This window comes from Aeromonas genomosp. paramedia, assembly GCF_023093515.1.
Classification (GTDB): domain Bacteria; phylum Pseudomonadota; class Gammaproteobacteria; order Enterobacterales; family Aeromonadaceae; genus Aeromonas.
Map to the genome: position 1 here is coordinate 106,640 of NZ_JAAROG010000028.1, position 21,310 is coordinate 127,949.

Genomic DNA, 21,310 nt, shown 5'->3' on the forward strand with positions numbered 1-21,310 from the left:
TTCCGAATCAACTGCAGCCGCAGACGGTATGGCTGTGCAGTCTGAGCGAGATCCGGGTGTGAGATGAACGTCAACGTCAGCCTGCCGCCCATCATTCCGAATCAACTGCAGCCGCAGACGGTATGGCTGTGCAGTCTGAGCGAGATCCGGGTGTGAGATGAACGTCAACGTCAGTCTACCGCCCATCATTCCGAATCAACTGCAGCCGCAGACTGAATCGGCGCAGACTGACAACCGCCGCGCAGAGCTGGTGCCTCCCAGCCGCCAGAGCGAGGCGTCCAACGCCGAGTCCGGCGTCGCCTCCCAGAAAGACAAGTCCAGAGCCGCCCAGGCCAATTCCAATCCGTCCGCCGCTTCGACCCGGGATAACGCGCAGGCCGGCCCGACGACCCCGTCCCATCGCTTCGTCGAGGCCACGGGGGAGGAGAGCCAGCGCCGGCAGCAGCAGGATCCCGAACAGCAGGAGCAACAGAGGCAGCAACGCCAGCTGGCTGCGCTGGTGGAGCGGGATCTCGAGGTGCGCAAGCACGAGCAGGCGCACCAGATGGCAGGCGGCGAGCATGCGGGTAGCCCCAGCTACCAGTTTTCCCAGGGGCCGGATGGCAAGCGCTACGCCACCGGGGGGGAGGTGGCCATCGACATCGGCACCATCCCGGGCGATCCGGCTGCCACCCTCGCCAAGATGCAGCAGGTGCGTGCCGCCGCCCTGGCACCGGCAGAACCCTCGTCACAGGATCTGAGCGTGGCCCGCGCCGCCTCTGCCAAGGAAGCCCAGGCCCGCAAGGAGCTGATGACCCTCAGGCAGGAAACCACAGGTCCGCTCGGTGCCTATATGGACAACCGAAATCAGGTGATTGCCAGGCACTATCAGCAAGCGGTGAGGCCGGCTTCCCCACATAGCCTGAGTCAGGACGTCTGATCCCGTCCCGTGCCAACGCGGTGCAGACAAGAAAAAGCCCCTTTCGGGGCTTTTTGCATTGTCGGGATCCTATTTCTTCAGCTTGGAGAGGGCGGCGGCGAAGGCGTTGCCCATGGCACCCCCGGCAGGGGTGCCCTGTTTCGGCTCCTGCCTGGGTCTGGCGCTGCCTGTACCCGATGGGCGGGATTCCGCCGGCTTGCGGGCGGGTTGTCCCGCTTTCTCGTCGAGGCGCATGGTCAGGCTGATGCGCTTGCGCGGTGCATCCACCTCCAGCACCTTGACTCTTACTATGTCTCCCGCCTTGACCACCTCGCGGGGATCCTTGACGAAGCGGTCGGTCAGGGAGGATATGTGCACCAGGCCGTCCTGATGGACGCCGATGTCGACGAAGGCGCCGAAGTTGGTGACGTTGGTGACCACCCCTTCCAGCACCATCTCGGGCACCAGGTCGCTGATTTTCTCCACCCCTTCCTTGAAGGTGGCGGTCTTGAACTCGGGGCGCGGGTCGCGGCCCGGCTTGTCCAGCTCGCCGATGATGTCGGTGACTGTGGGCACGCCGAACTGCTCGTCCGTGTAGTCGGCCGGTTTCAGGCTGCGCAGCAGGCTGCTGTTGCCGAGCAGGCTCTCCACTGTCTGTTCCAGCTTGGCGAGGATCCGCTCCACCACCGGATAGGACTCCGGGTGTACCGCCGAGCCGTCGAGGGGATTGCTGCCGCCGCGAATGCGCAGGAAGCCGGCGCACTGCTCGAACGCCTTGGGCCCGAGCCGGCTCACCTTCAGCAACTGCTGACGGCTCTTGAAGGCGCCGTGCTCATCCCGGTAGGCGACTATGTTCTGGGCCAGCGTCTGGGAGAGGCCGGAGACCCGGTTGAGCAGGGCGACCGAGGCGGTATTCACATCCACACCGACCGCGTTCACGCAATCCTCGACCACGGCATCCAGTCGGCGGGCCAGCTGGCTCTGGCCGACGTCGTGCTGATACTGGCCCACGCCGATGCTCTTGGGATCGATCTTGACCAGCTCGGCCAGGGGGTCCTGCAGGCGACGGGCGATGGAGACGGCGCCACGGATGGAGACGTCGAGATCCGGGAACTCCTGGGAGGCGAGCTCGGAGGCGGAGTAGACAGAGGCCCCTGCCTCGCTCACCACTATTTTCTGAGCCTTGGCGGCGGGGTAGCGCTCGAACAGATCGCTTACCAGCCGGTCGGTCTCCCGGGAGGCGGTGCCGTTGCCTATGCTGATGAGCTCCACCTTGTGCTTCTGGCACAGCTCGCTCAGGGTCTTGAGACTCTGGTCAACCTGGCGCTTGGGTTCGAACGGATAGATGGTGGCGTGATCGACCAGCTTGCCGGTGGCATCCACCACCGCCACCTTGACCCCGGTGCGGATGCCGGGATCCAGCCCCATGGTACAGCGCATGCCGGCCGGGGCCGCCATCAGCAGATCCTGCAGGTTCATGGCGAACACCTTGATGGCCTCGTCTTCTGCCGATTCGCGGATGCGGCCGATCAGCTCGGTCTCCATCTGCAAGGAGAGTTTGATCTTCCAGGTCCAGCTCACCACCCCCTGCATCCACTTGTCGGCCGGGCGGTTTTGCAGATTCAGCCTGAGGTGGTGGGCGATGATCCCTTCGCAGGGGCTGGCACCCTCATCGTCGCCGGCAACCAGCGCCAGATTGAGGATCCCCTCGTTGCGGCCGCGCAGCATGGCCAGCACCCGGTGGGAGGGGGCCTTGTGCAGGGGCTCGTCGTGCTCGAAGTAGTCCTTGAACTTGGCCCCTTCCTGCTCCTTGCCCGCCACCACCCGGGCGCGCAGGGTGGCGTTCTGCCACAGGTAGTCCCGCAGCTTCTCAAGGAGATCCGCCTGCTCGGCGAAGCGCTCCATCAGGATGTAGCGGGCACCGTCGAGGGCCGCCTTGCTGTCGGCAATTCCCTGTTCGGCATTGAGGAAGCGGGCCGCCACTTGCTCCGGATCCTGCATGGGGTCGGTGAGCAGCAGGTTGGCCAGCGGCTCCAGCCCGGCTTCGATGGCCATCTGCCCCTTGGTGCGACGCTTGGGCTTGTAGGGGAGGTAGAGGTCTTCCAGCCGGGTCTTGCTGTCGGCACCGTTCAGCTCGCGGGCCAGCTCGGGAGTCAGCTTGCCCTGCTCCTCGATGGAGCGAATGATCACCTGGCGGCGATCTTCCAGTTCACGCAGATAGCCGAGGCGGCTCTCCAGGGTACGCAGCTGACTGTCGTCCAGACCGCCGGTCACCTCCTTGCGATAACGGGCGATAAAGGGAACGGTCGAGCCTTCATCCAGCAGGCGCACGGCGGCCTGCACCTGTTCCGGACGGGCATTCAGCTCACCGGCAATCTGTCTCTCAATTACATGGCTGTGCATCTGGGGTCTCTGTGGTCGGGTCTGTCCAACGGGCCGGCAGTGGCTGGGAATGGTCGCGGCGGGCTCGCCAGCTGACTCCCGGTGCGCCTCTGCGGCCGGTGTGCGCCTTGCGGCGCCGGGTGTGAGCACTATATGAGGTCGACGCTGGGGATGCCACCCCGGGCAAGGCGCCAGCCTGACCCCGAGGGGATGGGCTGGCCCGCGCTCCCCGGCAGGATCACTTGGGGTAGCTGATGTCGTTGACATACCAGCAGGCGTCACCCACTGGCGTACGCACTATGGCCTCGTCGCCGACCTCTTTCTTGAGCAGGGCGCGGGCCATGGGGGAGTCGATGGAGATGTAATCCTTGCGACCGAAGATCTCGTCATAGCCGACGATGCGAAAGCGCTTGGTCTCTCCCTCTTCACTCTCCACCTCGACCCAGGCGCCGAAGAACACCTTGCCCTCCTGGGAGGGGGAGTAATCGACTATGGTCAGCTCCTCCAGGCACTTGCGCAGGTAGCGGACCCGACGGTCTATCTCCCGCAGCCGCTTCTTGTTGTACTGGTAGTCGGCGTTCTCGCTGCGATCCCCGAGGCTTGCCGCCCAGGCCACCTTCTTGGTGACCTCGGGTCTCTCCTCGCGCCACAGGGTGTCGTGTTCCTGCCGGAGCAGGTTGTAGCCTTCACGGGTGATGAGTTTGGTTTTCATGGGCTTATCAGTCCCTGCTGCCTGCGTGGCGGGTTGCGTCGTCTTGCTCGGGATCTTAGCCATTGGCGTCCGAGTGTCGAGCAGAAATGCATGGTGAGCAGCTCGTTCGGCACTGCACCATCCCCGGGATCCCCCGGCCAAGGGTAATAACCGGTAACATATTTATGCTTTGTGGTTGCCAGAGCGGGCCCTAGTATTGGGGGGAGACAGAGAGGAGAGGCGGCAATGAGTCAGCAATACAAGGTCCTGGTGGTCGACGACGACCTGAAACTACGCTCCCTGCTGGAGCGTTACCTCACCGAACAGGGATTTGTGGTGCGAGGCGTTGCCAACGGGGAACAGGCGGATCGTCTGCTGACCCGCGAGAACTTCAGCCTGATGGTGCTAGACCTGATGTTGCCGGGGGAGGACGGGCTCTCCATCTGCCGCCGTCTGCGGGAGGCGGGCAACCAGATCCCGGTGCTGATGCTCACCGCCAAGGGGGACGAAGTGGATCGCATCGTCGGGCTGGAGATGGGGGCCGATGACTATCTGCCCAAGCCGTTCAACCCCCGTGAGCTGCTGGCCCGGATCCGCGCCGTACTGCGCCGTCATACCGTCGAGCTGCCCGGTGCGCCGTCCACCGCCGAGAAGATGGTGAGCTTTGGCGCCTATCAACTCAACCTGGCGACCCGCGAGCTGAGCCGCGACGGGGATCCGGTCGCCCTGACCAGCGGCGAGTTTGCCGTCCTCAAGGTATTGGTGAGCCACCCTCGCGAGCCGCTCTCCCGGGACAAGCTGATGAACCTGGCCCGGGGGCGGGAGTACACAGCCACAGAGCGCAGCATAGATGTGCAGGTCTCCCGCCTGCGCCGCCTGCTGGAACAGGACCCGGCCCAGCCCCGTTACCTGCAGACGGTGTGGGGCCTGGGCTATGTCTTCGTGCCGGACGGTGACGGGGAATGAAAAAAGTGGGCAGCATGTTCTCCCGCATGCTCTGGTTCCTGGCCGCCGTGCTGGTGGTCTATCAGGTCGTCTCCTACGCCACCTTCTACAACTATCTGCTGGCGCCCACCGTCAAGCAGATCAGTCACCTGCTGGCCAATCAGGTCAAGCTCATCTTCCCGGTCGACAGCAACCAGCTTGCCCTGAGCGAGGATGCCGAGGCGCTGGTCTATGTGACCACGGGCAGCGACATCTACACCCAGAGCGAGGCGGAGCAGCACGGACTCAAGGAGTCCAAGCCCTACCCCTATCTGGAGGAGAACATCAGTCGGGAGCTGAAGGGGGAAACCAGGGTCAGGGTCGAGATCCAGGACCACTACATCATCTGGATCCAGCCGCCCCAGGCCAGCCAGATGTGGGTACGCATCCCCCTGACCGAGATCGAGGATGACGACATAGAGCCCCTCATCATCTACATGAGCGTGCTGCTGGTGGTGACCCTGTTTGCCGCCTGGCGTTTCGCCCGCCAGCTGGTGCGGCCGCTGGAGGATCTGGAGGCGGGGGCCGTGGCGGTGGCGCGAGGCAACTTCCCCGATGCCCTGGGAGAGCACGGTTCGCGGGAGGTGCGCCGCCTGACCCGCACCTTCAACCACATGTCGCACTCCATCAAGGGCCTCATCGAAGAGCGCAACCTGATGATGGCCGGGGTCTCCCACGATCTGCGCACGCCCCTGACCCGCATCCGGCTGGCGACCGAGATGATGTCCTCCGGGGACGAGTATCTCAAGGAGAGCATCAATGCGGACATCGACGAGTCCAACGGCATCATAGATCAGTTCATCGACTACATACGCCCGAACGAGGGGCTGGATGCCCAGCCCATCGATCTGACCCAGCTCATCCACGATGCGCTGCTGATGCAGACCGATCAGGGGCTGGAGGTGGAGCTGCTCCTGCCGGAGCAGGCTGTGCGGGTGGCCTGTCATCCCATCAGCATACGGCGCATCCTCAACAACCTGTCGGGCAATGCGGTGCGCTACGGCGCGACCCGGCTGCAGGCCGAGCTGAAGGACGATGGTCACTGGGTCAGGTTGCGGCTCTCCGACAATGGCCCCGGGATAGCAGAGCAGGACTATTCCCGGGTGCTCAAGCCCTTTACCCAGGGCAATGTGGCGCGCACCGGCGGCGGCAGTGGCCTGGGGCTGGCCATAGTCGCCAAGATAGTCTCCCAGCACCACGGCACCATCAGGCTGGGCCGCTCCGAGCTGGGAGGCTTGCTGGTGGAGATCCGGCTACCCAAGCACCAGCCGCTGGAGTGGATGGATTGAACGAAGGGCGCATCTGTGGATGCGCCCTTCTGCATTGTCAGGCTTGTGGCTCGGCCGTCTTGCGGTAGCGCTTGCCGTATTTGAGTTGCTGGATCAGCAGGGCGGCGACGATCAGCGCCAGCCCTATGGGAGTGGCCGGGTGGATGCTCTCGCCGATCAACAGGTTGAGCAGTACCAGCGAGGCAAACGGCGAGATGAAGATAAGGTTGCTGATGGGGGCTGTGTTGGTGGCGTGGCGCAGGGCCATCAGCCAGAGCACGAAGCCGAAGCCCATCTCGAACAGCCCCACATAGATGGCACCGAACCAACCCTGCCAGGCGGTCATGGCAAAGCCGGCGAGCAGCCAGGTCGCCACCACGATGAAAGGCAGGCTGATGAGAAAACCCAGCAGCAGGCTGACGATGGGATCCCCCTGATTGCGGGTATTGAGGATCCAGTAGCCCGCCCAGATGAGGGTCGAGACCAGGGCCAGCGTCACGCCGAGCGGGCTGTCGAATTGCAGGCCGAACACATCCCCCCTGGTGGCGATCACCAGGGCGCCGAAGTAGCCCAGCACTATGGCCACGCCGTCACGGCGACGAAGCTTCTGGCCGAGGAAGGGGACGGCCAGCAAGCTCAAGGTGATGGCCCAGGTGTAGTTGAGGGTCTGGGCCTGCTGGGCCGGCAGCAGATCATAGGCCTTGAACAGCAGCAGATAGTAGAGGAAGGGATTCAGCACCCCCAGGGCCAGATAGTAGAAGGGGCGGGCCCTGAGATAGCTCAGCAGCAGGGGCAGCTTGCCCTGGAGCGCCACGATGGACCCCAGGGTCAGGGTCGAGGTGATGGCGGCGACCAGCAGCAGCTGCACCGGCTCGAAGTAGGCGAGGGAGATCTTGAAGGCGGTGGCCACCGTCGACCAGAGGGCGACGGCGCAGAGTCCGTATTGATAGGCTTTCTTCTGATTCTTGAGCATCGGGGTCGTTCCACTGACTGAGGCAAGGGGGCAGTCTATCAGCCTGTTTGCAACATTGTCGTTACCGCTTTGTGGCGGGCAGGGGAGCGATCGCTGGCGAGATCCATCCGCCACACAAAATTGCGCACAATCTGTCCGCCTTCTCTTGCGCGAATTGAAAAAATCCGTATAATTCCCTCCGCTTGCCCATGAGGCATGCCAGACGATATGTCTGCTTGCTGAGCTTCCCGTTTACGAGTCGCCAGCCATACAGTCCTCCCGATATGGGAGGAAACGTGAAAAATCGCACCTCTGGCGGGAGTATTCCCGGTCGGGCGGTGTTGATTTATGTTCTTTTATCTATTGGAGCTCTGTCAATGCAGAACCAAAGAATCCGTATCCGCCTGAAGGCTTTTGATCATCGCCTGATCGATCAATCCACTGCGGAAATCGTTGAAACTGCAAAGCGCACCGGCGCGCAGGTTCGCGGTCCTATTCCGCTGCCGACTCGCAAAGAGCGCTTCACCGTCCTGATCTCCCCGCACGTCAACAAAGATGCGCGTGATCAGTACGAGATCCGCACTCACAAGCGTCTGGTAGACATCGTTGAGCCGACTGACAAGACCGTAGACGCCCTGATGCGTCTGGATCTGGCAGCTGGTGTAGACGTCCAGATCAGCCTGGGTTAATTACGGAAAGAGGTTGATAACAATGACAATCGGTCTTGTAGGTCGCAAAGTGGGTATGACTCGCATCTTCACTGAAGATGGCGTTTCTATCCCGGTGACTGTTATCGAAGTTGAAGCTAACCGTGTAACTCAGGTCAAATCTGTAGAAACCGACGGCTACAACGCTATTCAGGTTACCACTGGCGCCAAAAAAGCCAGCCGTGTGACCAAGCCGGAAGCTGGCCACTTCGCCAAAGCTGGTGTAGAAGCCGGTCGCGGTCTGTGGGAATTCCGCCTGAACAACGGTGAAACTTTCACTGTTGGTAGCGAGCTGAAAGTAGATCTTCTCGCTGACGTTAAGCTGGTAGACGTTACCGGCACATCCAAGGGTAAAGGTTTTGCCGGTACTGTTAAGCGCTGGAACTTCCGCACCCAGGATATGACCCACGGTAACTCCCTGTCCCACCGTGTACCTGGCTCCATCGGTCAAAACCAGACCCCGGGCCGTGTATTCAAGGGCAAAAAGATGGCTGGTCACATGGGTGCTGAGCGTGTAACGACTCAGAACCTGGAACTGGTTCGTGTTGACGCTGAACGCAACCTGCTGCTCATCAAAGGCGCAGTACCGGGTGCAACCAACGGCAACGTGATCGTCAAACCTGCCGTCAAAGCGTAACGTCTGAGGAGATAGTAATGGAATTGGTAATGAAAGACGCCAAGAGCGCTCTTGAAGTTTCCGAGACTACCTTCGGGCGCGAATTCAACGAAGCTCTGGTTCACCAGGTCGTCGTTGCATATGCCGCTGGTGCCCGTCAGGGTACTCGTGCGCAGCTGACTCGCTCTGAAGTGTCTGGTGGCGGCAAAAAGCCGTGGCGTCAGAAGGGTACTGGTCGTGCCCGTGCTGGCTCCATCCGTTCGCCCATCTGGCGTTCCGGTGGTGTGACCTTTGCTGCTAAGCCGCAAGATCACAGCCAGAAAGTAAACAAGAAGATGTACCGCGGCGCTATCCGTAGCATCCTGTCCGAGCTGGTACGTCAAGAGCGCCTGATCGTTGTCGAGAAATTCGGCATCGAAGCGCCGAAGACCAAAGAACTGATCGCCAAGCTGAAAGAAATGGAACTGACTGACGTTCTGATCGTGACTGCTGAAGTCGATGAGAACCTGTTCCTGGCTGCTCGCAACCTGTACAAGGTCGACGTGCGTGATGTTGCCGGTATCGACCCGGTCAGCCTGATCGCTTTCGACAAGATTCTGATGACTGCTGACGCAGTTAAGCAAATCGAGGAGATGCTGGCATGATCCGCGAAGAACGTCTGTTGAAAGTTCTGAAGGCTCCGCACATCTCTGAAAAGAGCACCATGGTCGCAGAAAAGCAGAACACTATCGTGTTCAAAGTTGCTGTTGATGCCACCAAGGCGGAAGTCAAAGCTGCAGTTGCGAAACTGTTCGAGGTCGAAGTTGAGACCGTCCGTACCCTGAACATGAAGGGTAAGACCAAGCGCTCAGGTGCGCGTGTAGGCCGTCGTTCCGATTGGAAAAAGGCTTATGTGACCCTGAAAGCTGGTCAGGACATCGACTTCATGGGCGCAGCCGAGTAAGAGGAGTTCTCAAAAATGGCAATCGTTAAGTGCAAGCCTACTTCTCCGGGCCGCCGCCACGTCGTCAAGATCGTCAACCAAGAGCTGTACAAGGGCAAGCCCTTCGCCGCTCTGCTGGACAGCAAAAGCAAGTCCGGTGGTCGTAACAACAACGGCCGTATCACTACCCGTCATATCGGTGGTGGTCACAAGCAACACTACCGTATCGTCGACTTCAAACGCGACAAAGACGGCATTCCGGCCAAAGTAGAGCGTCTGGAATACGATCCTAACCGTACCGCAAACATCGCCCTGGTGCTGTATGCAGACGGTGAGCGTCGTTACATCCTGGCTCCGAAAGGCCTGAAAGCAGGTGATGCTATCGCTTCTGGTGCTGATGCTGCGATCAAGGTAGGTAACTCCCTGCCGATGCGTAACATCCCGGTTGGTTCTACCGTTCACGCCGTAGAAATGAAGCCTGGTAAAGGTGCTCAGCTGGCTCGTTCCGCTGGTACTTTCATCCAGATTCTGGCTCGTGAAGGTAACTATGTAACTCTGCGTCTGCGTTCCGGCGAAGTACGTAAAGTTCTGGCCGAGTGCCGCGCCACCATTGGTGAAGTGGGTAACTCCGAGCACATGCTGCGTCAACTGGGTAAAGCCGGTGCAAACCGCTGGCGTGGTATTCGTCCGACCGTTCGCGGTATGGCGATGAACCCGGTTGATCACCCGCACGGTGGTGGTGAGGGTCGTAACAAGGGCATGCAGCCTGTGTCCCCATGGGGCCAGAAGGCTAAGGGCTTCAAGACCCGTAAGAACAAGCGTACCGACAAGTACATCGTACGTCGTCGTAACAAGTAATTGTTAACATAGAGGAATCACCATGCCACGTTCTCTCAAGAAGGGTCCATTTATTGACCTGCACTTGCTGAAGAAGGTAGAGAAAGCGGTGGAAAGCGGGGATAAAAAGCCGGTTAAGACCTGGTCCCGTCGTTCAATGATCATCCCGAACATGATCGGTTTGACCATCGCTGTCCATAATGGTCGTCAGCACGTTCCGGTTTTCGTTACCGAAGAAATGATCGGTCACAAACTGGGTGAATTCGCACCGACTCGTACTTATCGCGGCCATGCTGCTGATAAGAAGGCTAAGAAGCGCTAAGGGATAAATGATGGAAGCTATCGCTAAACACCGTTATGCCCGTACTTCTGCCCAGAAAGCTCGTCTGGTAGCCGATCAAGTACGTGGTCTGTCCGTAGACAAGGCTCTGAACATCCTGACCTTCAGCCCGAAAAAGGCTGCGGTTCTGGTGAAGAAAGTGCTGGAATCTGCCATTGCAAACGCTGAGCACAACGAAGGCGCCGACATCGACGCCCTGCGTGTTGCCACCATCATGGTAGACGAAGGTCCCTCCATGAAGCGCATCCGCCCGCGTGCCAAAGGTCGCGCGGATCGTATCCTCAAGCGTACCGCTCACATCACTGTAGTGGTATCCGACGCTAAGGCTGGGAGATAAGCAATGGGTCAGAAAGTACATCCTAATGGCATTCGCCTGGGTATTACCAAGCCTTGGAATTCTACCTGGTTCGCGAACACCAAAGACTTCGCTGACAACCTGTACAGCGATTTCCAAGTACGCCAGTTCCTGACCAAGGAGCTGAAAAACGCTTCCTTGTCCAAGATCACCATCGAGCGTCCGGCCAAGAGCATCCGTGTGACCATTCACACCGCTCGTCCGGGTGTCGTGATCGGCAAGAAAGGCGAAGACGTTGAGAAACTGCGCAAAGCTGTAGCCGCTATTGCTGGCGTGCCTGCTCAGATCAACATTTCCGAAGTCCGCAAGCCGGAGCTGGATGGCAAACTCGTTGCCGACAGCATCACTTCTCAGCTGGAACGTCGCGTAATGTTCCGTCGCGCTATGAAGCGCGCCGTACAGAACGCCATGCGCCTGGGTGCCAAGGGCATCAAAGTAGAAGTGTCCGGTCGTCTGGGCGGCGCTGAAATCGCGCGTACCGAATGGTACCGTGAAGGTCGTGTGCCTTTGCACACCCTGCGTGCCGACATCGACTACGCAACTTCTGAAGCCCACACCACTTACGGTGTGATCGGCGTCAAAGTTTGGATCTTCAAGGGCGAAGTTCTGGGCGGTCTGGCTGCTGTTAACGCTGCCGCTGCTCAAGAGCAAGCTCCTGCAAAGCCCAAGCGTGACAACAAGCGCCGCGCTGCTAAGTAAGGAGATTCGGTAAATGTTGCAACCTAAGCGTACTAAATTCCGCAAGACCCATAAGGGTCGTAACCGCGGTCTGGCCAACTCTGGTAACGAAGTATCCTTCGGTACCTTTGGCCTGAAGGCGACATCTCGTGGTCAACTGACTGCTCGTCAAATCGAAGCAGCCCGTCGTGCCATGACCCGTCACGTAAAGCGTCAAGGTAAGATCTGGATCCGTGTGTTCCCGGACAAGCCCATCACCGAAAAGCCCCTCGAAGTTCGTATGGGTAAAGGTAAGGGTAACGTGGAATATTGGGTCTGCCCGATCCAGCCTGGCAAGGTTCTGTACGAGATGGATGGTGTACCTGAGGCTCTGGCGCGTGAAGCGTTTGCCCTGGCCGCAGCTAAGCTGTCCGTTCAGACCACTTTCGTAATTAAGACGGTGATGTGATGAAAGCCCAAGATCTGCGTCAAAAGAGCGTCGAAGAACTGAACCAGGAGCTGCTGGGTCTGCTGCGTGAGCAATTCAACATGCGCATGCAAGCTTCCACCGGCCAACTGGCTCAGACTCACACTCTGAAACAAGTGCGTCGTGACGTCGCACGTATCAAGACTGTACTGACTGAGAAGGCAGGTGCGTAATGACTGACAAGATCCGTACTCTGCAAGGTCGTGTAATCAGCGACAAGATGGACAAGTCCATCACCGTCGCTATCGAGCGCAAGGTAAAGCACCCGATCTACGGTAAGATCATCAAGCGCACTACCAAGCTGCACGTACATGACGAGAACAACGAGTGTAAAGCTGGCGATCTCGTGGAAATCCGCGAATGCCGCCCGCTGTCCAAGACCAAGTCCTGGACCCTGGTTGCTGTCGTAGAAAAGGCCTAATTCGGTACTTTCTAGCCCAAACGGCCCCCTATCGGGGCCGTTTGTTTTTTAGGCTACCTTTTCAAAAATACCTGTGTTATAGTTTCGCGCCTTTTGAAGGCAGCCAGATCCCATCAGGGATAAGAAGTAAACAAAGCGGAGCACTAAGATGATCCAGATGCAAAGTATGCTGGGTGTTGCCGACAACTCCGGCGCTCGCAGTGTAATGTGTATTAAGGTTCTGGGTGGTTCGCACCGCCGTTATGCCGGCATCGGCGACATCATCAAGGTTTCCATCAAGGAAGCTATTCCTCGCGGTAAAGTGAAGAAAGGTGATGTGTATAACGCGGTGGTCGTACGCACCCGTAAAGGCGTTCGTCGTCCGGACGGCTCTGTCATCCGTTTCGACAACAATGCGGCTGTGTTGCTTAACAACAACCAACAGCCAATCGGTACTCGTATTTTTGGCCCGGTGACCCGTGAACTCCGTAATGAGAAGTTCATGAAGATTGTGTCCCTGGCACCCGAAGTACTGTAAGGAGTCGAACGATGGCAGCTAAAATCCGTCGCGAAGACGAAGTAATTGTTCTTACCGGCAAAGACAAGGGCAAGCGTGGCAAAGTCACTCAAGTCCTGATTGCAAAAGGTAAGGTAATCGTGGAAGGCATCAACCAGGTGAAGAAACACCAGAAGCCGGTACCCGCATTGGGTCAGGCTGGCGGTATCGTCACCAAAGAAGCCCCCATCGATGTATCTAACATCGCGCTGTTCAACTCTGCCACTGGCAAGGCTGACCGCGTTGGTTTCCGGATTGAAGACGGCAAGAAAGTCCGTTTCTTCAAATCCACCGGCGAACTTGTGAAGTAATTGGAGTTTAACGATGGCGAAACTGCATGATTACTACAAATCCGATGTAGTAAATGAACTGTCCAAGCAGTTCGGTTACAAGACTATCATGCAAGTCCCTCGGATCGAGAAAATCACCCTGAACATGGGTGTTGGTGAAGCGATCTCTGACAAGAAGTTGCTGGAAAATGCTGCTGCCGATATGGCTGCCATTTCCGGTCAGAAGCCGCTGATCACCAAAGCACGCAAATCTGTTGCGGGCTTCAAGATTCGTGAAGGCTACCCGATAGGTTGTAAAGTAACCCTGCGTGGCGAGCGTATGTGGGAGTTCCTGGAACGGCTGATTTGCATCTCCGTACCGCGTATCCGTGACTTCCGTGGTCTGAACGCCAAGGCGTTCGATGGCCGTGGTAACTACTCCATGGGCGTGCGTGAGCAAATCATCTTCCCGGAAATCGACTATGACAAGGTCGATCGCGTCCGTGGTCTGGATATCACCATCACCACTTCCGCGAATACCGACGAAGAAGGCCGTGCTCTGCTGGCTGCCTTTAACTTCCCATTCCGCAAGTAAGGTTAGGGTTATGGCTAAAACATCCATGAAAGCACGTGAAGCAAAGCGTGCGAAGCTGGCAGCCAAGTTCGCGACCAAGCGTACCGAGCTGAAAGCTATCATCGTTGATATGAACGCTTCTGAAGAAGCGCGTTGGGATGCTGTCTTGCAACTGCAACAGCTGCCCCGTGATTCCAGTCCGTCCCGCCAGCGTAACCGTTGCAACATCACTGGTCGTCCGCACGGTTTCCTGCGGAAGTTTGGCCTCTCTCGCATCAAGGTGCGTGAGCATGCCATGAAGGGCGAAATTCCGGGCCTCAAAAAGGCCTCTTGGTAAGAATCTCGGGAGTTAGACTATGAGCATGCAAGATCCGATCGCGGATATGCTGACCCGCATCCGTAACGGTCAGGCGGCGAGCAAAGTTGCGGTTTCCATGCCTTCTTCCAAGCTGAAAGTGGCTATCGCCAAAGTGCTGAAGGAAGAAGGTTACATCGCTGGCTACAACGTAGCTGGTGACGTGAAGCCGGAACTGGAAATTGAATTGAAATATTTCCAGGGCAAGCCGGTTGTAGAACTGATCCAACGCGTGAGCCGTCCCGGCCTGCGTATTTACAAGCGCACTACTGATCTGCCGAAAGTCATGGGCGGTCTCGGTGTTGCTATCGTGTCCACGTCTAAAGGTGTGATGACCGACCGTGCTGCCCGTAAGGCAAGCATGGGTGGTGAGATCATCTGCTACGTCGCTTAATAGGAGGTCGGAAATGTCTCGCGTTGCTAAGGCACCCGTCACTATTCCTGCTGGCGTAGAGGTGACTCTGAACGGTCAGGAACTGTCCATCAAAGGTGGTAAAGGTTCTCTGGTTCGTTCCATCCACGCCGGTGTAGAAGTGACCAAAGAAGACAATGTACTGAAGTTCGCCCCGCGCGACGGCATCGCTGGTGCTGACGCTCAGGCCGGTACTGCCCGTGCATTGGCTAACAACATGGTAATCGGTGTTACCCAAGGCTTCGAGCGTAAGCTGCAGCTGGTTGGTGTAGGCTACAAAGCCTCCATCAAGGGCAATGCTGTCGCGCTGGCTCTGGGCTTCTCTCACCCGGTTGAGCATGCGCTGCCGGCTGGTGTCACCGCTGAATGTCCGTCCGCCACAGAGATCATTCTGCGTGGTGTGGACAAGCAGCTGGTTGGCCAAGTCGCCGCCGATATCCGTGCTTACCGCGCTCCGGAGCCCTACAAGGGCAAGGGTGTACGCTATGCCAACGAGCAAGTGCGTACTAAAGAAGCTAAGAAGAAGTAAGGTAACACTATGGACAAGAAAGCAGCTCGTCTCCGTCGTGCTACTCGTGCTCGGAAAAAGATGCAGGAACTGGGAGCTACCCGTCTGGTTGTTCACCGTACCCCGCGTCATATCTATGCGCAGGTTATCGCAGCCAACGGTTCCGAAGTTCTGGCCTCTGCTTCTACAGTAGAGAAAGCCATCAGTGAAGCTATTAAATACACCGGTAACGCAGATGCTGCTACCGCTGTAGGTAAAGCAATCGCTGAGCGTGCTATTGCCAAAGGCGTTCAGAACGTATCTTTCGATCGTTCCGGTTTCAAGTATCACGGTCGTGTAGCCGCTCTGGCTGCCGCTGCTCGTGACGCTGGTCTTCAGTTCTAAGCTAGGAGTCGAAGATGGCTAAAGTCGAATCTCAAGCCGGCGAACTGCAAGAAAAGCTGATTGCAGTAAACCGTGTTTCGAAAACTGTTAAAGGTGGTCGTATCATGTCCTTCACCGCGTTGACCGTGGTGGGTGATGGTAACGGCCGTGTAGGTTACGGTTACGGTAAGGCCCGTGAAGTTCCGGCTGCCATTCAAAAGGCAATGGAACAGGCTAAGCGTAACCTGAACAAGGTTGAGCTGAACAATGGCACTCTGCACCACCCGGTGCGCGGTGTTCACTCCGGTTCCACCGTGTTCATGAAGCCGGCCTCACAAGGTACTGGTATCATTGCAGGCGGCGCCATGCGTGCTGTGCTGGAAGTTGCCGGTATCCACAACGTGCTGGCCAAGACCTACGGTTCCACCAACCCAATCAACGTTGTTCGCGCAACTGTAGACGCTCTGGTTCACGGTCAATCACCGGAACAGATCGCTGCCAAGCGTGGTCTGCGCGTTGAAGAAATTCTGGGGTAATGCGACATGGCTAACACTGTAAAAGTAACTCAAACTCGCAGCTCTATCGGCCGTCTGCCAAAGCACAAGGCGACTCTGCGTGGTCTGGGTCTGCGTCGCATTGGTCACACCGTTGAGCTGGAAGATACTCCCTGCGTACGCGGCATGATCAACCAGGTTTATTACATGGTTAAGGTGGAGGGCTAAGCATGCGTCTGAATACTCTGTCTCCGGCCGCTGGTTCCAAGCGTGTTAAGCACCGTCCGGGCCGTGGTATCGGTTCTGGTCTGGGCAAGACCGGTGGTCGTGGTGTGAAAGGTCAAACTTCTCGTTCCGGTGGCGGTAAAGTCCGCAACGGTTTCGAGGGTGGCCAGATGCCTTTGAAAATCCGTCTGCCGAAGTTCGGTTTCTTCTCTCGCAAATCTTTGGTTTCTGCCGAAGTGCGCCTGAACGAAATCGCCTTGGTAGAAGGTGATGTGGTCGATCTGAGCACTCTGAAGCAAGCCGGTGTTGTTACCAAGAACATCGTTTTCGCTAAAGTTGTTCTGTCTGGCAACATTGACCGTGCTGTGACCGTTCGTGGTCTGTCCGTCACCAAAGGTGCACGTGCAGCCATCGAGGCCGCTGGCGGTAAAATCGAGGAATAATCAGTACAATGGCTAAGAAACCAGGATTGGATGTTAAAGCACAAGGTGGTCTGAGTGAACTGAAGAGCCGTCTGCTCTTCGTTCTCGGGGCAATTATCGTGTTCCGCGCAGGCTCTTATGTGCCGATTCCTGGTATTGACGCCGCCGTACTGGCCGAGTTGTTCCAACAACAGAAGGGCACCATCATTGAGATGTTCAACATGTTCAGTGGTGGTGCACTCTCGCGTGCTTCTATTCTTGCGCTGGGGATCATGCCGTATATTTCGGCGTCGATCATTATCCAGCTGCTGACTGTGGTTCATCCTGCTCTTGCTGAACTCAAGAAAGAGGGTGAATCCGGCCGTCGCAAGATTAGCCAATATACCCGTTGGGGCACGCTGGTTTTGGGAACGTTCCAGGCCATTGGTATTGCAACCGGTCTGCCGAATATGATGCAAGGACTCGTGACTCATCCGGGTTTGGGCTTCTATTTCACAGCCGTTGTGAGTCTGGTCACCGGTACCATGTTCTTGATGTGGTTGGGTGAACAGATTACCGAGCGTGGGATTGGTAATGGTATCTCGCTGATTATTTTCACGGGTATCGTTGCTGGTCTGCCTCATGCCATTGGCGCTACGGCCGAACAGGCACGTCAAGGGGAATTGCACATCCTGCTGTTGTTGTTGCTGGGCTTGATTGTTTTCGCAGTGACTTACTTTGTGGTGTTCGTGGAGCGTGGTCAGCGTCGTATCGTCGTTAACTATGCCAAGCGTCAACAAGGCCGCCAGGTATTCGCCGCGCAAAGCACACACCTGCCGTTGAAAGTGAATATGGCCGGTGTGATTCCTGCGATTTTCGCATCCAGCATCATCCTCTTCCCAGGGACCATTACCTCTTGGTTTGGTCAGGGCGAGGGCAAGGTGGCTGATATCCTGCAACAGGTCTCTATGGTCCTGCAGCCGGGTCAACCCTTGTATGAGATGCTCTATGCAGCAGCCATTATCTTCTTCTGCTTCTTCTATACCGCGCTGGTGTTCAACCCCCGCGAGACAGCAGATAATCTGAAGAAGAGTGGAGCCTTTATCCCGGGGATCCGCCCGGGCGAGCAGACAGCACGTTACATCGATAAGGTTATGACTCGCCTGACATTGGCAGGTGCGCTCTATATAACCTTTATCTGTCTGGTACCCCAGTTCTTGATGACTGCCTGGAACGTACAGTTCTACTTCGGTGGCACTTCGCTGCTGATTATCGTGGTAGTTATCATGGACTTCATGGCTCAGGTTCAGACCCATATGATGTCTCATCAATATGGCGACGTCCTGAGGAAGGCCAACCTGAAGGGCTACGGCCGCTAAAGGTCGGCGTAGTTACGGAGTTAAGCAATGAAAGTTCGTGCTTCCGTTAAGGCAATCTGCCGTAACTGCAAAATCATCAAGCGTCACGGTGTGGTGCGTGTGATTTGCAGCGAGCCAAAGCATAAACAGCGCCAAGGCTAATTTTTTACGGTTAGTACTTGCAACAAATAGTTGTGCTGGCTAATATAGCCAGCCAACTTTTGTTGTGTATTGGTTGACCGCCACGTATCCGCTCACGGGCTTTGTGGTGGTCGTTATCTACTATATGTAGGAGTGAATAGTGGCCCGTATCGCTGGCATTAACATTCCTGACCATAAGCATGCAGTCATTGCGTTGACTGCGATTTATGGCGTCGGTCGTACCCGCTCCAAGGCCATCTGTGCCGCAGCCGGTATCGCTGAGAATGTGAAAATTAAAGACCTGGACGAAACTCAGATCGAGAGTCTGCGTGAACAAGTAGGTAAATTCACCGTTGAAGGTGACCTGCGTCGTCAGATTTCCATGAACATCAAGCGATTGATGGATCTGGGTTGCTACCGTGGTTTGCGTCACCGTCGTAGCCTGCCTGTTCGTGGTCAACGTACCAAGACCAACGCTCGTACCCGTAAGGGTCCGCGCAAGGCTATCAAGAAGTAACGGGAAGGTAGAAAATGGCTAAAACTCCGACTCGTGCTCGCAAGCGCGTTAAAAAGCAAGTGAGCGACGGTATTGCGCACGTTCATGCATCTTTCAACAACACAATCGTGACCATTACTGACCGTCAGGGCAATGCTCTGTCTTGGGCTACCTCTGGTGGTTCCGGTTTCCGTGGTTCCCGTAAGTCCACTCCGTTTGCTGCCCAGGTAGCTGCTGAGCGCGCTGGTGAGATCGCCAAAGAATACGGCGTGAAGAACCTGGAAGTCATGGTCAAAGGTCCGGGTCCCGGTCGTGAGTCTTCCATCCGCGCTCTGAACGCGGCTGGTTTCCGCATCACTAATATTACTGATGTGACTCCGATCCCGCACAACGGTTGTCGTCCTCCCAAGAAGCGCCGCGTATAACGCTGTAGCTACTTGGTCTAGGATTGTTGGAGAAAGAAGATGGCAAGATATATCGGTCCTAAGCTTAAGCTTAGCCGTCGTGAGGGCACCGACCTCTTCCTGAAGTCTGGTGTTCGTGCGATTGATTCTAAGTGCAAGATTGACACCGTTCCTGGTCAACACGGTGCGCGTAAAGCGCGTCTGTCCGACTATGGCGTGCAACTGCGCGAGAAACAAAAAGTACGTCGTATCTACGGCGTATTGGAAAAACAGTTCCGCAACTACTACCGCGACGCTGCCCGTCAAAAGGGTAACACCGGTGAAAACCTGTTGCAGCTGCTGGAAGGTCGTCTGGACAACGTCGTCTACCGCATGGGCTTCGGCGCCACTCGTGCTGAGTCTCGTCAGCTGGTGAGCCACAAAGCCATCATGGTAAACGGCCGCGTTGTGAATGTTCCTTCTTTCCAGGTATCCCCTGAGGACGTGATCTGCGTTCGCGAGAAGGCTAAGAAGCAAGCGCGTATCAAAGCTTCCCTGGAAGTTGCTGGTCAGCGCGAGAAGCCGACTTGGGTAGAGGTTGACGCTGCTAAGATGGAAGGTGCTTTCAAGCGCCTGCCAGAGCGTTCCGACCTGTCTGCCGACATTAACGAACAGCTGATCGTCGAGCTTTACTCCAAGTAAAGCTAGCTTCTAAAGAGAGGACACAATGCTGGGTTCTGTAACAGATTTTCTTAAACCGCGGCTAGTTGACATCGAGCAAGTTAGCCCGACTCACGCGAAAGTGACTCTCGAGCCGCTTGAGCGTGGCTTTGGTCACACGCTGGGTAATGCCCTGCGTCGTATTTTGCTGTCATCTATGCCCGGTTGTGCAGTTACTGAAGTCGAGATCGACGGAGTTCTGCACGAGTACAGCAGCAAAGAAGGTGTACAGGAAGACATTCTTGAAATCCTGCTCAACCTGAAAGGTATCGCTGTGAAGCTGGAAGGCAAGGACGAGGTAACTCTGTCCCTGACCAAGTCTGGAACAGGCCCCGTTACCGCTGGTGATATCACTCACGGTGATGAAGTCGAGATCGTAAACCCGGAGCACGTAATCTGCCACCTGACAGGGGCCAATGCTGAGATCAGCATGCGTCTGAAAGTTCAGCGCGGTCGTGGTTATGTGCCTGCTTCTGCTCGTGTTCACAACGATGATGAAGAGCGTCCTATTGGTCGCCTGCTGCTGGACTCCGCGTTCAGCCCCATCGTTCGCATCGCCTACAATGTTGAGGCGGCACGTGTGGAACAGCGCACCGACTTGGACAAGCTGGTTATCGACATGGAGACCAATGGTACTCTGGATCCCGAAGAAGCCATTCGCCGTTCTGCCACTATTTTGGCCGAGCAGCTGGAAGCCTTCGTGGATCTGCGCGATGTCAGCGTGCCCGAGAAGAAAGAAGAGAAACCCGAGTTTGATCCGATTCTGCTGCGTCCTGTCGATGATTTGGAGCTGACAGTTCGTTCAGCGAACTGTCTGAAGGCAGAAGCTATCCACTATATTGGTGATCTGGTACAGCGTACCGAAGTTGAGTTGCTTAAAACTCCTAACCTCGGTAAGAAGTCCCTGACTGAGATCAAGGACGTGTTGGCCTCCCGTGGTCTGTCTCTTGGCATGCGCCTTGAGAACTGGCCGCCCGCCAGCATCGCTGACGAGTAATCCAGATTACGGGTTTCACAGATTTAGTTAGAAGGATAAGGTCATGCGCCATCGTTTGAGTGGTCGTCAACTGAACCGGAACAGCAGCCATCGTCAGGCTATGTTCCGCAACATGGCCAGCTCCCTGGTTCGTCATGAGATCATCAAGACGACTCTGCCTAAGGCAAAAGAGCTGCGTCGTGTAGTTGAACCGCTGATCACCCTTGCCAAGACTGATAGCGTTGCTAATCGTCGCCTGGCATTTGCCCGTACTCGCGATAACGCGATCGTGGCTAAGCTGTTCAATGAACTGGGCCCGCGCTACCTGGAGCGCGCCGGCGGTTATACTCGCATTCTGAAATGCGGTTTCCGTGCAGGCGACAACGCCCCTATGGCTTACATTGAGCTGGTAGACCGCCCGGCCGCTGCTGAAGCAGCTGCTGAGTGATAAAGAAAAAGCCGGGCTTGTCCCGGCTTTTCTTTTAATGGATTCTGATACTGCCTCAACTGCCTCAACTGCCTCAACTGCCTCAACTGCCTCAACTGCCTCAACTGCCTCAACTGCCTCAACTGCCTCAACTGC

34 protein-coding genes are annotated in these 21,310 nt (G+C 57.0%); 31 read left to right on the plus strand and 3 right to left on the minus strand.

Translation table 11 applies throughout. The features are described from left to right. The first annotated feature begins 157 nt into the window (after positions 1–157). On the plus strand, positions 158–919 hold the full coding sequence (locus tag HB860_RS19915) for a putative metalloprotease CJM1_0395 family protein (RefSeq protein WP_247627719.1): 762 nt from the start codon (positions 158–160) through the stop codon (positions 917–919). Between the two features lie 69 nt (positions 920–988). Here the strand turns inward: HB860_RS19915 and HB860_RS19920 are convergent, their stop codons facing one another. Both HB860_RS19920 and greB read right to left on the minus strand, forming a co-directional pair. Next, positions 989–3,301 carry a Tex family protein gene (locus tag HB860_RS19920; protein WP_247627720.1) on the minus strand — a complete coding sequence of 771 codons (2,313 nt, stop codon included), beginning with the start codon at positions 3,299–3,301 and terminating at the stop codon, positions 989–991. Positions 3,302–3,518: 217 nt separating this feature from the next. After that, positions 3,519–3,992 (minus strand): transcription elongation factor GreB, encoded by a 474-nt coding sequence (gene greB, locus HB860_RS19925; RefSeq protein ID WP_247627721.1) that lies wholly within the window; start codon positions 3,990–3,992, stop codon positions 3,519–3,521. 225 nt (positions 3,993–4,217) lie between these two features. Between greB and ompR the strand changes: the two genes are divergently transcribed. Continuing rightward, positions 4,218–4,937: an osmolarity response regulator transcription factor OmpR gene (ompR, locus tag HB860_RS19930; RefSeq protein WP_111911588.1), complete on the plus strand. Its 720-nt coding sequence runs from the start codon at positions 4,218–4,220 to the stop codon at positions 4,935–4,937. Beyond that, positions 4,934–6,244, plus strand: coding sequence for a two-component system sensor histidine kinase EnvZ (gene envZ / locus HB860_RS19935; RefSeq protein ID WP_202047958.1), 1,311 nt, complete (start codon positions 4,934–4,936; stop codon positions 6,242–6,244). The genes ompR and envZ overlap by 4 nt, the downstream gene beginning before the upstream one ends. Positions 6,245–6,281: 37 nt before the next feature. Here the strand turns inward: envZ and HB860_RS19940 are convergent, their stop codons facing one another. Then, positions 6,282–7,196, minus strand: a complete 915-nt coding sequence (locus HB860_RS19940; protein WP_247627722.1) for a DMT family transporter — start codon at positions 7,194–7,196, stop codon at positions 6,282–6,284. 356 nt (positions 7,197–7,552) lie between these two features. Here HB860_RS19940 and rpsJ point away from each other — a divergent pair, with 356 nt between their 5' ends. From rpsJ to rplQ, 28 genes are all read left to right on the plus strand, one after another. Then, positions 7,553–7,864 carry a 30S ribosomal protein S10 gene (gene rpsJ / locus HB860_RS19945; RefSeq protein ID WP_005307944.1) on the plus strand — a complete coding sequence of 104 codons (312 nt, stop codon included), beginning with the start codon at positions 7,553–7,555 and terminating at the stop codon, positions 7,862–7,864. 22 nt (positions 7,865–7,886) lie between these two features. Next, a complete protein-coding gene (gene rplC / locus HB860_RS19950; RefSeq protein WP_010672559.1) occupies positions 7,887–8,519 on the plus strand; it encodes a 50S ribosomal protein L3 in 633 nt (210 codons plus the stop codon). Between the two features lie 17 nt (positions 8,520–8,536). Then, complete coding sequence (gene rplD / locus HB860_RS19955) at positions 8,537–9,142, plus strand: 50S ribosomal protein L4 (RefSeq protein WP_025325386.1); 606 nt, start codon at positions 8,537–8,539, stop codon at positions 9,140–9,142. Then, on the plus strand, positions 9,139–9,441 hold the full coding sequence (gene rplW, locus HB860_RS19960; protein WP_005331199.1) for a 50S ribosomal protein L23: 303 nt from the start codon (positions 9,139–9,141) through the stop codon (positions 9,439–9,441). Before rplD ends, rplW begins: the two co-directional genes overlap by 4 nt. A 15-nt stretch (positions 9,442–9,456) precedes the next feature. Continuing rightward, positions 9,457–10,278, plus strand: coding sequence for a 50S ribosomal protein L2 (rplB, locus tag HB860_RS19965; RefSeq protein ID WP_005331177.1), 822 nt, complete (start codon positions 9,457–9,459; stop codon positions 10,276–10,278). 22 nt (positions 10,279–10,300) lie between these two features. Beyond that, positions 10,301–10,579 (plus strand): 30S ribosomal protein S19, encoded by a 279-nt coding sequence (gene rpsS / locus HB860_RS19970; protein ID WP_005307960.1) that lies wholly within the window; start codon positions 10,301–10,303, stop codon positions 10,577–10,579. A 10-nt stretch (positions 10,580–10,589) separates the two neighbouring features. Then, complete coding sequence (rplV, locus tag HB860_RS19975; RefSeq protein ID WP_005319741.1) at positions 10,590–10,934, plus strand: 50S ribosomal protein L22; 345 nt, start codon at positions 10,590–10,592, stop codon at positions 10,932–10,934. A 3-nt stretch (positions 10,935–10,937) separates the two neighbouring features. Beyond that, a complete protein-coding gene (gene rpsC, locus HB860_RS19980; RefSeq protein WP_005331168.1) occupies positions 10,938–11,651 on the plus strand; it encodes a 30S ribosomal protein S3 in 714 nt (237 codons plus the stop codon). Positions 11,652–11,664: 13 nt separating this feature from the next. Continuing rightward, positions 11,665–12,078 (plus strand): 50S ribosomal protein L16, encoded by a 414-nt coding sequence (rplP, locus tag HB860_RS19985; RefSeq protein ID WP_005307963.1) that lies wholly within the window; start codon positions 11,665–11,667, stop codon positions 12,076–12,078. Continuing rightward, complete coding sequence (gene rpmC, locus HB860_RS19990; protein ID WP_005307965.1) at positions 12,078–12,269, plus strand: 50S ribosomal protein L29; 192 nt, start codon at positions 12,078–12,080, stop codon at positions 12,267–12,269. The genes rplP and rpmC overlap by 1 nt, the downstream gene beginning before the upstream one ends. Then, positions 12,269–12,517: a 30S ribosomal protein S17 gene (gene rpsQ, locus HB860_RS19995; RefSeq protein WP_005307966.1), complete on the plus strand. Its 249-nt coding sequence runs from the start codon at positions 12,269–12,271 to the stop codon at positions 12,515–12,517. Before rpmC ends, rpsQ begins: the two co-directional genes overlap by 1 nt. 148 nt (positions 12,518–12,665) lie before the next feature. After that, positions 12,666–13,034 (plus strand): 50S ribosomal protein L14, encoded by a 369-nt coding sequence (gene rplN / locus HB860_RS20000; RefSeq protein WP_005307975.1) that lies wholly within the window; start codon positions 12,666–12,668, stop codon positions 13,032–13,034. Positions 13,035–13,045: 11 nt separating this feature from the next. Next, on the plus strand, positions 13,046–13,363 hold the full coding sequence (gene rplX / locus HB860_RS20005) for a 50S ribosomal protein L24 (protein WP_025325387.1): 318 nt from the start codon (positions 13,046–13,048) through the stop codon (positions 13,361–13,363). 13 nt (positions 13,364–13,376) lie between these two features. Beyond that, on the plus strand, positions 13,377–13,916 hold the full coding sequence (gene rplE / locus HB860_RS20010; protein WP_005331162.1) for a 50S ribosomal protein L5: 540 nt from the start codon (positions 13,377–13,379) through the stop codon (positions 13,914–13,916). A 10-nt stretch (positions 13,917–13,926) separates the two neighbouring features. Beyond that, positions 13,927–14,232, plus strand: coding sequence for a 30S ribosomal protein S14 (gene rpsN, locus HB860_RS20015; RefSeq protein WP_005331161.1), 306 nt, complete (start codon positions 13,927–13,929; stop codon positions 14,230–14,232). A gap of 19 nt (positions 14,233–14,251) precedes the next feature. Further along, complete coding sequence (gene rpsH / locus HB860_RS20020) at positions 14,252–14,644, plus strand: 30S ribosomal protein S8 (RefSeq protein ID WP_010672564.1); 393 nt, start codon at positions 14,252–14,254, stop codon at positions 14,642–14,644. 13 nt (positions 14,645–14,657) lie between these two features. Further along, positions 14,658–15,191, plus strand: a complete 534-nt coding sequence (gene rplF / locus HB860_RS20025; RefSeq protein WP_025325388.1) for a 50S ribosomal protein L6 — start codon at positions 14,658–14,660, stop codon at positions 15,189–15,191. A 9-nt stretch (positions 15,192–15,200) separates the two neighbouring features. Continuing rightward, positions 15,201–15,554, plus strand: a complete 354-nt coding sequence (gene rplR, locus HB860_RS20030; RefSeq protein WP_025325389.1) for a 50S ribosomal protein L18 — start codon at positions 15,201–15,203, stop codon at positions 15,552–15,554. 14 nt (positions 15,555–15,568) lie between these two features. Then, on the plus strand, positions 15,569–16,069 hold the full coding sequence (gene rpsE, locus HB860_RS20035; RefSeq protein WP_005340605.1) for a 30S ribosomal protein S5: 501 nt from the start codon (positions 15,569–15,571) through the stop codon (positions 16,067–16,069). Positions 16,070–16,075: 6 nt separating this feature from the next. Continuing rightward, on the plus strand, positions 16,076–16,255 hold the full coding sequence (gene rpmD / locus HB860_RS20040) for a 50S ribosomal protein L30 (RefSeq protein WP_005307985.1): 180 nt from the start codon (positions 16,076–16,078) through the stop codon (positions 16,253–16,255). A 2-nt stretch (positions 16,256–16,257) separates the two neighbouring features. Then, a complete protein-coding gene (rplO, locus tag HB860_RS20045) occupies positions 16,258–16,695 on the plus strand; it encodes a 50S ribosomal protein L15 (RefSeq protein ID WP_025325390.1) in 438 nt (145 codons plus the stop codon). 8 nt (positions 16,696–16,703) lie between these two features. After that, a complete protein-coding gene (gene secY, locus HB860_RS20050; protein ID WP_005307989.1) occupies positions 16,704–18,032 on the plus strand; it encodes a preprotein translocase subunit SecY in 1,329 nt (442 codons plus the stop codon). Between the two features lie 27 nt (positions 18,033–18,059). Then, the gene (gene rpmJ / locus HB860_RS20055) at positions 18,060–18,173 is read left to right on the plus strand and encodes a 50S ribosomal protein L36 (protein WP_005319705.1); all 114 of its coding nucleotides are present in this window, start codon (positions 18,060–18,062) and stop codon (positions 18,171–18,173) included. A 139-nt stretch (positions 18,174–18,312) separates the two neighbouring features. Continuing rightward, entirely contained in the window at positions 18,313–18,669 is a 357-nt protein-coding gene (rpsM, locus tag HB860_RS20060) for a 30S ribosomal protein S13 (protein WP_125609091.1), read from the plus strand. A gap of 14 nt (positions 18,670–18,683) precedes the next feature. Continuing rightward, complete coding sequence (rpsK, locus tag HB860_RS20065; RefSeq protein WP_005319702.1) at positions 18,684–19,073, plus strand: 30S ribosomal protein S11; 390 nt, start codon at positions 18,684–18,686, stop codon at positions 19,071–19,073. 39 nt (positions 19,074–19,112) lie between these two features. Then, entirely contained in the window at positions 19,113–19,733 is a 621-nt protein-coding gene (rpsD, locus tag HB860_RS20070; protein WP_010672568.1) for a 30S ribosomal protein S4, read from the plus strand. A gap of 25 nt (positions 19,734–19,758) precedes the next feature. Next, positions 19,759–20,748 (plus strand): DNA-directed RNA polymerase subunit alpha, encoded by a 990-nt coding sequence (locus HB860_RS20075; RefSeq protein ID WP_005307997.1) that lies wholly within the window; start codon positions 19,759–19,761, stop codon positions 20,746–20,748. 43 nt (positions 20,749–20,791) lie between these two features. Next, positions 20,792–21,175 carry a 50S ribosomal protein L17 gene (rplQ, locus tag HB860_RS20080; RefSeq protein ID WP_005307999.1) on the plus strand — a complete coding sequence of 128 codons (384 nt, stop codon included), beginning with the start codon at positions 20,792–20,794 and terminating at the stop codon, positions 21,173–21,175. Positions 21,176–21,310 lie beyond the last annotated feature (135 nt).

Excerpts from the sequence above, each read along its gene's own strand:
- HB860_RS19915 (WP_247627719.1), top strand. The coding sequence starts at position 158 with ATGAACGTCAACGTCAGTCTACCGCCCATCATTCCGAATCAACTGCAG.
- HB860_RS19920 (WP_247627720.1), bottom strand. The coding sequence starts at position 3,301 with ATGCACAGCCATGTAATTGAGAGACAGATTGCCGGTGAGCTGAATGCC.
- greB (WP_247627721.1), bottom strand. The coding sequence starts at position 3,992 with ATGAAAACCAAACTCATCACCCGTGAAGGCTACAACCTGCTCCGGCAG.
- ompR (WP_111911588.1), top strand. The coding sequence starts at position 4,218 with ATGAGTCAGCAATACAAGGTCCTGGTGGTCGACGACGACCTGAAACTA.
- envZ (WP_202047958.1), top strand. The coding sequence starts at position 4,934 with ATGAAAAAAGTGGGCAGCATGTTCTCCCGCATGCTCTGGTTCCTGGCC.
- HB860_RS19940 (WP_247627722.1), bottom strand. The coding sequence starts at position 7,196 with ATGCTCAAGAATCAGAAGAAAGCCTATCAATACGGACTCTGCGCCGTC.
- rpsJ (WP_005307944.1), top strand. The coding sequence starts at position 7,553 with ATGCAGAACCAAAGAATCCGTATCCGCCTGAAGGCTTTTGATCATCGC.
- rplC (WP_010672559.1), top strand. The coding sequence starts at position 7,887 with ATGACAATCGGTCTTGTAGGTCGCAAAGTGGGTATGACTCGCATCTTC.
- rplD (WP_025325386.1), top strand. The coding sequence starts at position 8,537 with ATGGAATTGGTAATGAAAGACGCCAAGAGCGCTCTTGAAGTTTCCGAG.
- rplW (WP_005331199.1), top strand. The coding sequence starts at position 9,139 with ATGATCCGCGAAGAACGTCTGTTGAAAGTTCTGAAGGCTCCGCACATC.
- rplB (WP_005331177.1), top strand. The coding sequence starts at position 9,457 with ATGGCAATCGTTAAGTGCAAGCCTACTTCTCCGGGCCGCCGCCACGTC.
- rpsS (WP_005307960.1), top strand. The coding sequence starts at position 10,301 with ATGCCACGTTCTCTCAAGAAGGGTCCATTTATTGACCTGCACTTGCTG.
- rplV (WP_005319741.1), top strand. The coding sequence starts at position 10,590 with ATGGAAGCTATCGCTAAACACCGTTATGCCCGTACTTCTGCCCAGAAA.
- rpsC (WP_005331168.1), top strand. The coding sequence starts at position 10,938 with ATGGGTCAGAAAGTACATCCTAATGGCATTCGCCTGGGTATTACCAAG.
- rplP (WP_005307963.1), top strand. The coding sequence starts at position 11,665 with ATGTTGCAACCTAAGCGTACTAAATTCCGCAAGACCCATAAGGGTCGT.
- rpmC (WP_005307965.1), top strand. The coding sequence starts at position 12,078 with ATGAAAGCCCAAGATCTGCGTCAAAAGAGCGTCGAAGAACTGAACCAG.
- rpsQ (WP_005307966.1), top strand. The coding sequence starts at position 12,269 with ATGACTGACAAGATCCGTACTCTGCAAGGTCGTGTAATCAGCGACAAG.
- rplN (WP_005307975.1), top strand. The coding sequence starts at position 12,666 with ATGATCCAGATGCAAAGTATGCTGGGTGTTGCCGACAACTCCGGCGCT.
- rplX (WP_025325387.1), top strand. The coding sequence starts at position 13,046 with ATGGCAGCTAAAATCCGTCGCGAAGACGAAGTAATTGTTCTTACCGGC.
- rplE (WP_005331162.1), top strand. The coding sequence starts at position 13,377 with ATGGCGAAACTGCATGATTACTACAAATCCGATGTAGTAAATGAACTG.
- rpsN (WP_005331161.1), top strand. The coding sequence starts at position 13,927 with ATGGCTAAAACATCCATGAAAGCACGTGAAGCAAAGCGTGCGAAGCTG.
- rpsH (WP_010672564.1), top strand. The coding sequence starts at position 14,252 with ATGAGCATGCAAGATCCGATCGCGGATATGCTGACCCGCATCCGTAAC.
- rplF (WP_025325388.1), top strand. The coding sequence starts at position 14,658 with ATGTCTCGCGTTGCTAAGGCACCCGTCACTATTCCTGCTGGCGTAGAG.
- rplR (WP_025325389.1), top strand. The coding sequence starts at position 15,201 with ATGGACAAGAAAGCAGCTCGTCTCCGTCGTGCTACTCGTGCTCGGAAA.
- rpsE (WP_005340605.1), top strand. The coding sequence starts at position 15,569 with ATGGCTAAAGTCGAATCTCAAGCCGGCGAACTGCAAGAAAAGCTGATT.
- rpmD (WP_005307985.1), top strand. The coding sequence starts at position 16,076 with ATGGCTAACACTGTAAAAGTAACTCAAACTCGCAGCTCTATCGGCCGT.
- rplO (WP_025325390.1), top strand. The coding sequence starts at position 16,258 with ATGCGTCTGAATACTCTGTCTCCGGCCGCTGGTTCCAAGCGTGTTAAG.
- secY (WP_005307989.1), top strand. The coding sequence starts at position 16,704 with ATGGCTAAGAAACCAGGATTGGATGTTAAAGCACAAGGTGGTCTGAGT.
- rpmJ (WP_005319705.1), top strand. The coding sequence starts at position 18,060 with ATGAAAGTTCGTGCTTCCGTTAAGGCAATCTGCCGTAACTGCAAAATC.
- rpsK (WP_005319702.1), top strand. The coding sequence starts at position 18,684 with ATGGCTAAAACTCCGACTCGTGCTCGCAAGCGCGTTAAAAAGCAAGTG.
- rpsD (WP_010672568.1), top strand. The coding sequence starts at position 19,113 with ATGGCAAGATATATCGGTCCTAAGCTTAAGCTTAGCCGTCGTGAGGGC.
- HB860_RS20075 (WP_005307997.1), top strand. The coding sequence starts at position 19,759 with ATGCTGGGTTCTGTAACAGATTTTCTTAAACCGCGGCTAGTTGACATC.
- rplQ (WP_005307999.1), top strand. The coding sequence starts at position 20,792 with ATGCGCCATCGTTTGAGTGGTCGTCAACTGAACCGGAACAGCAGCCAT.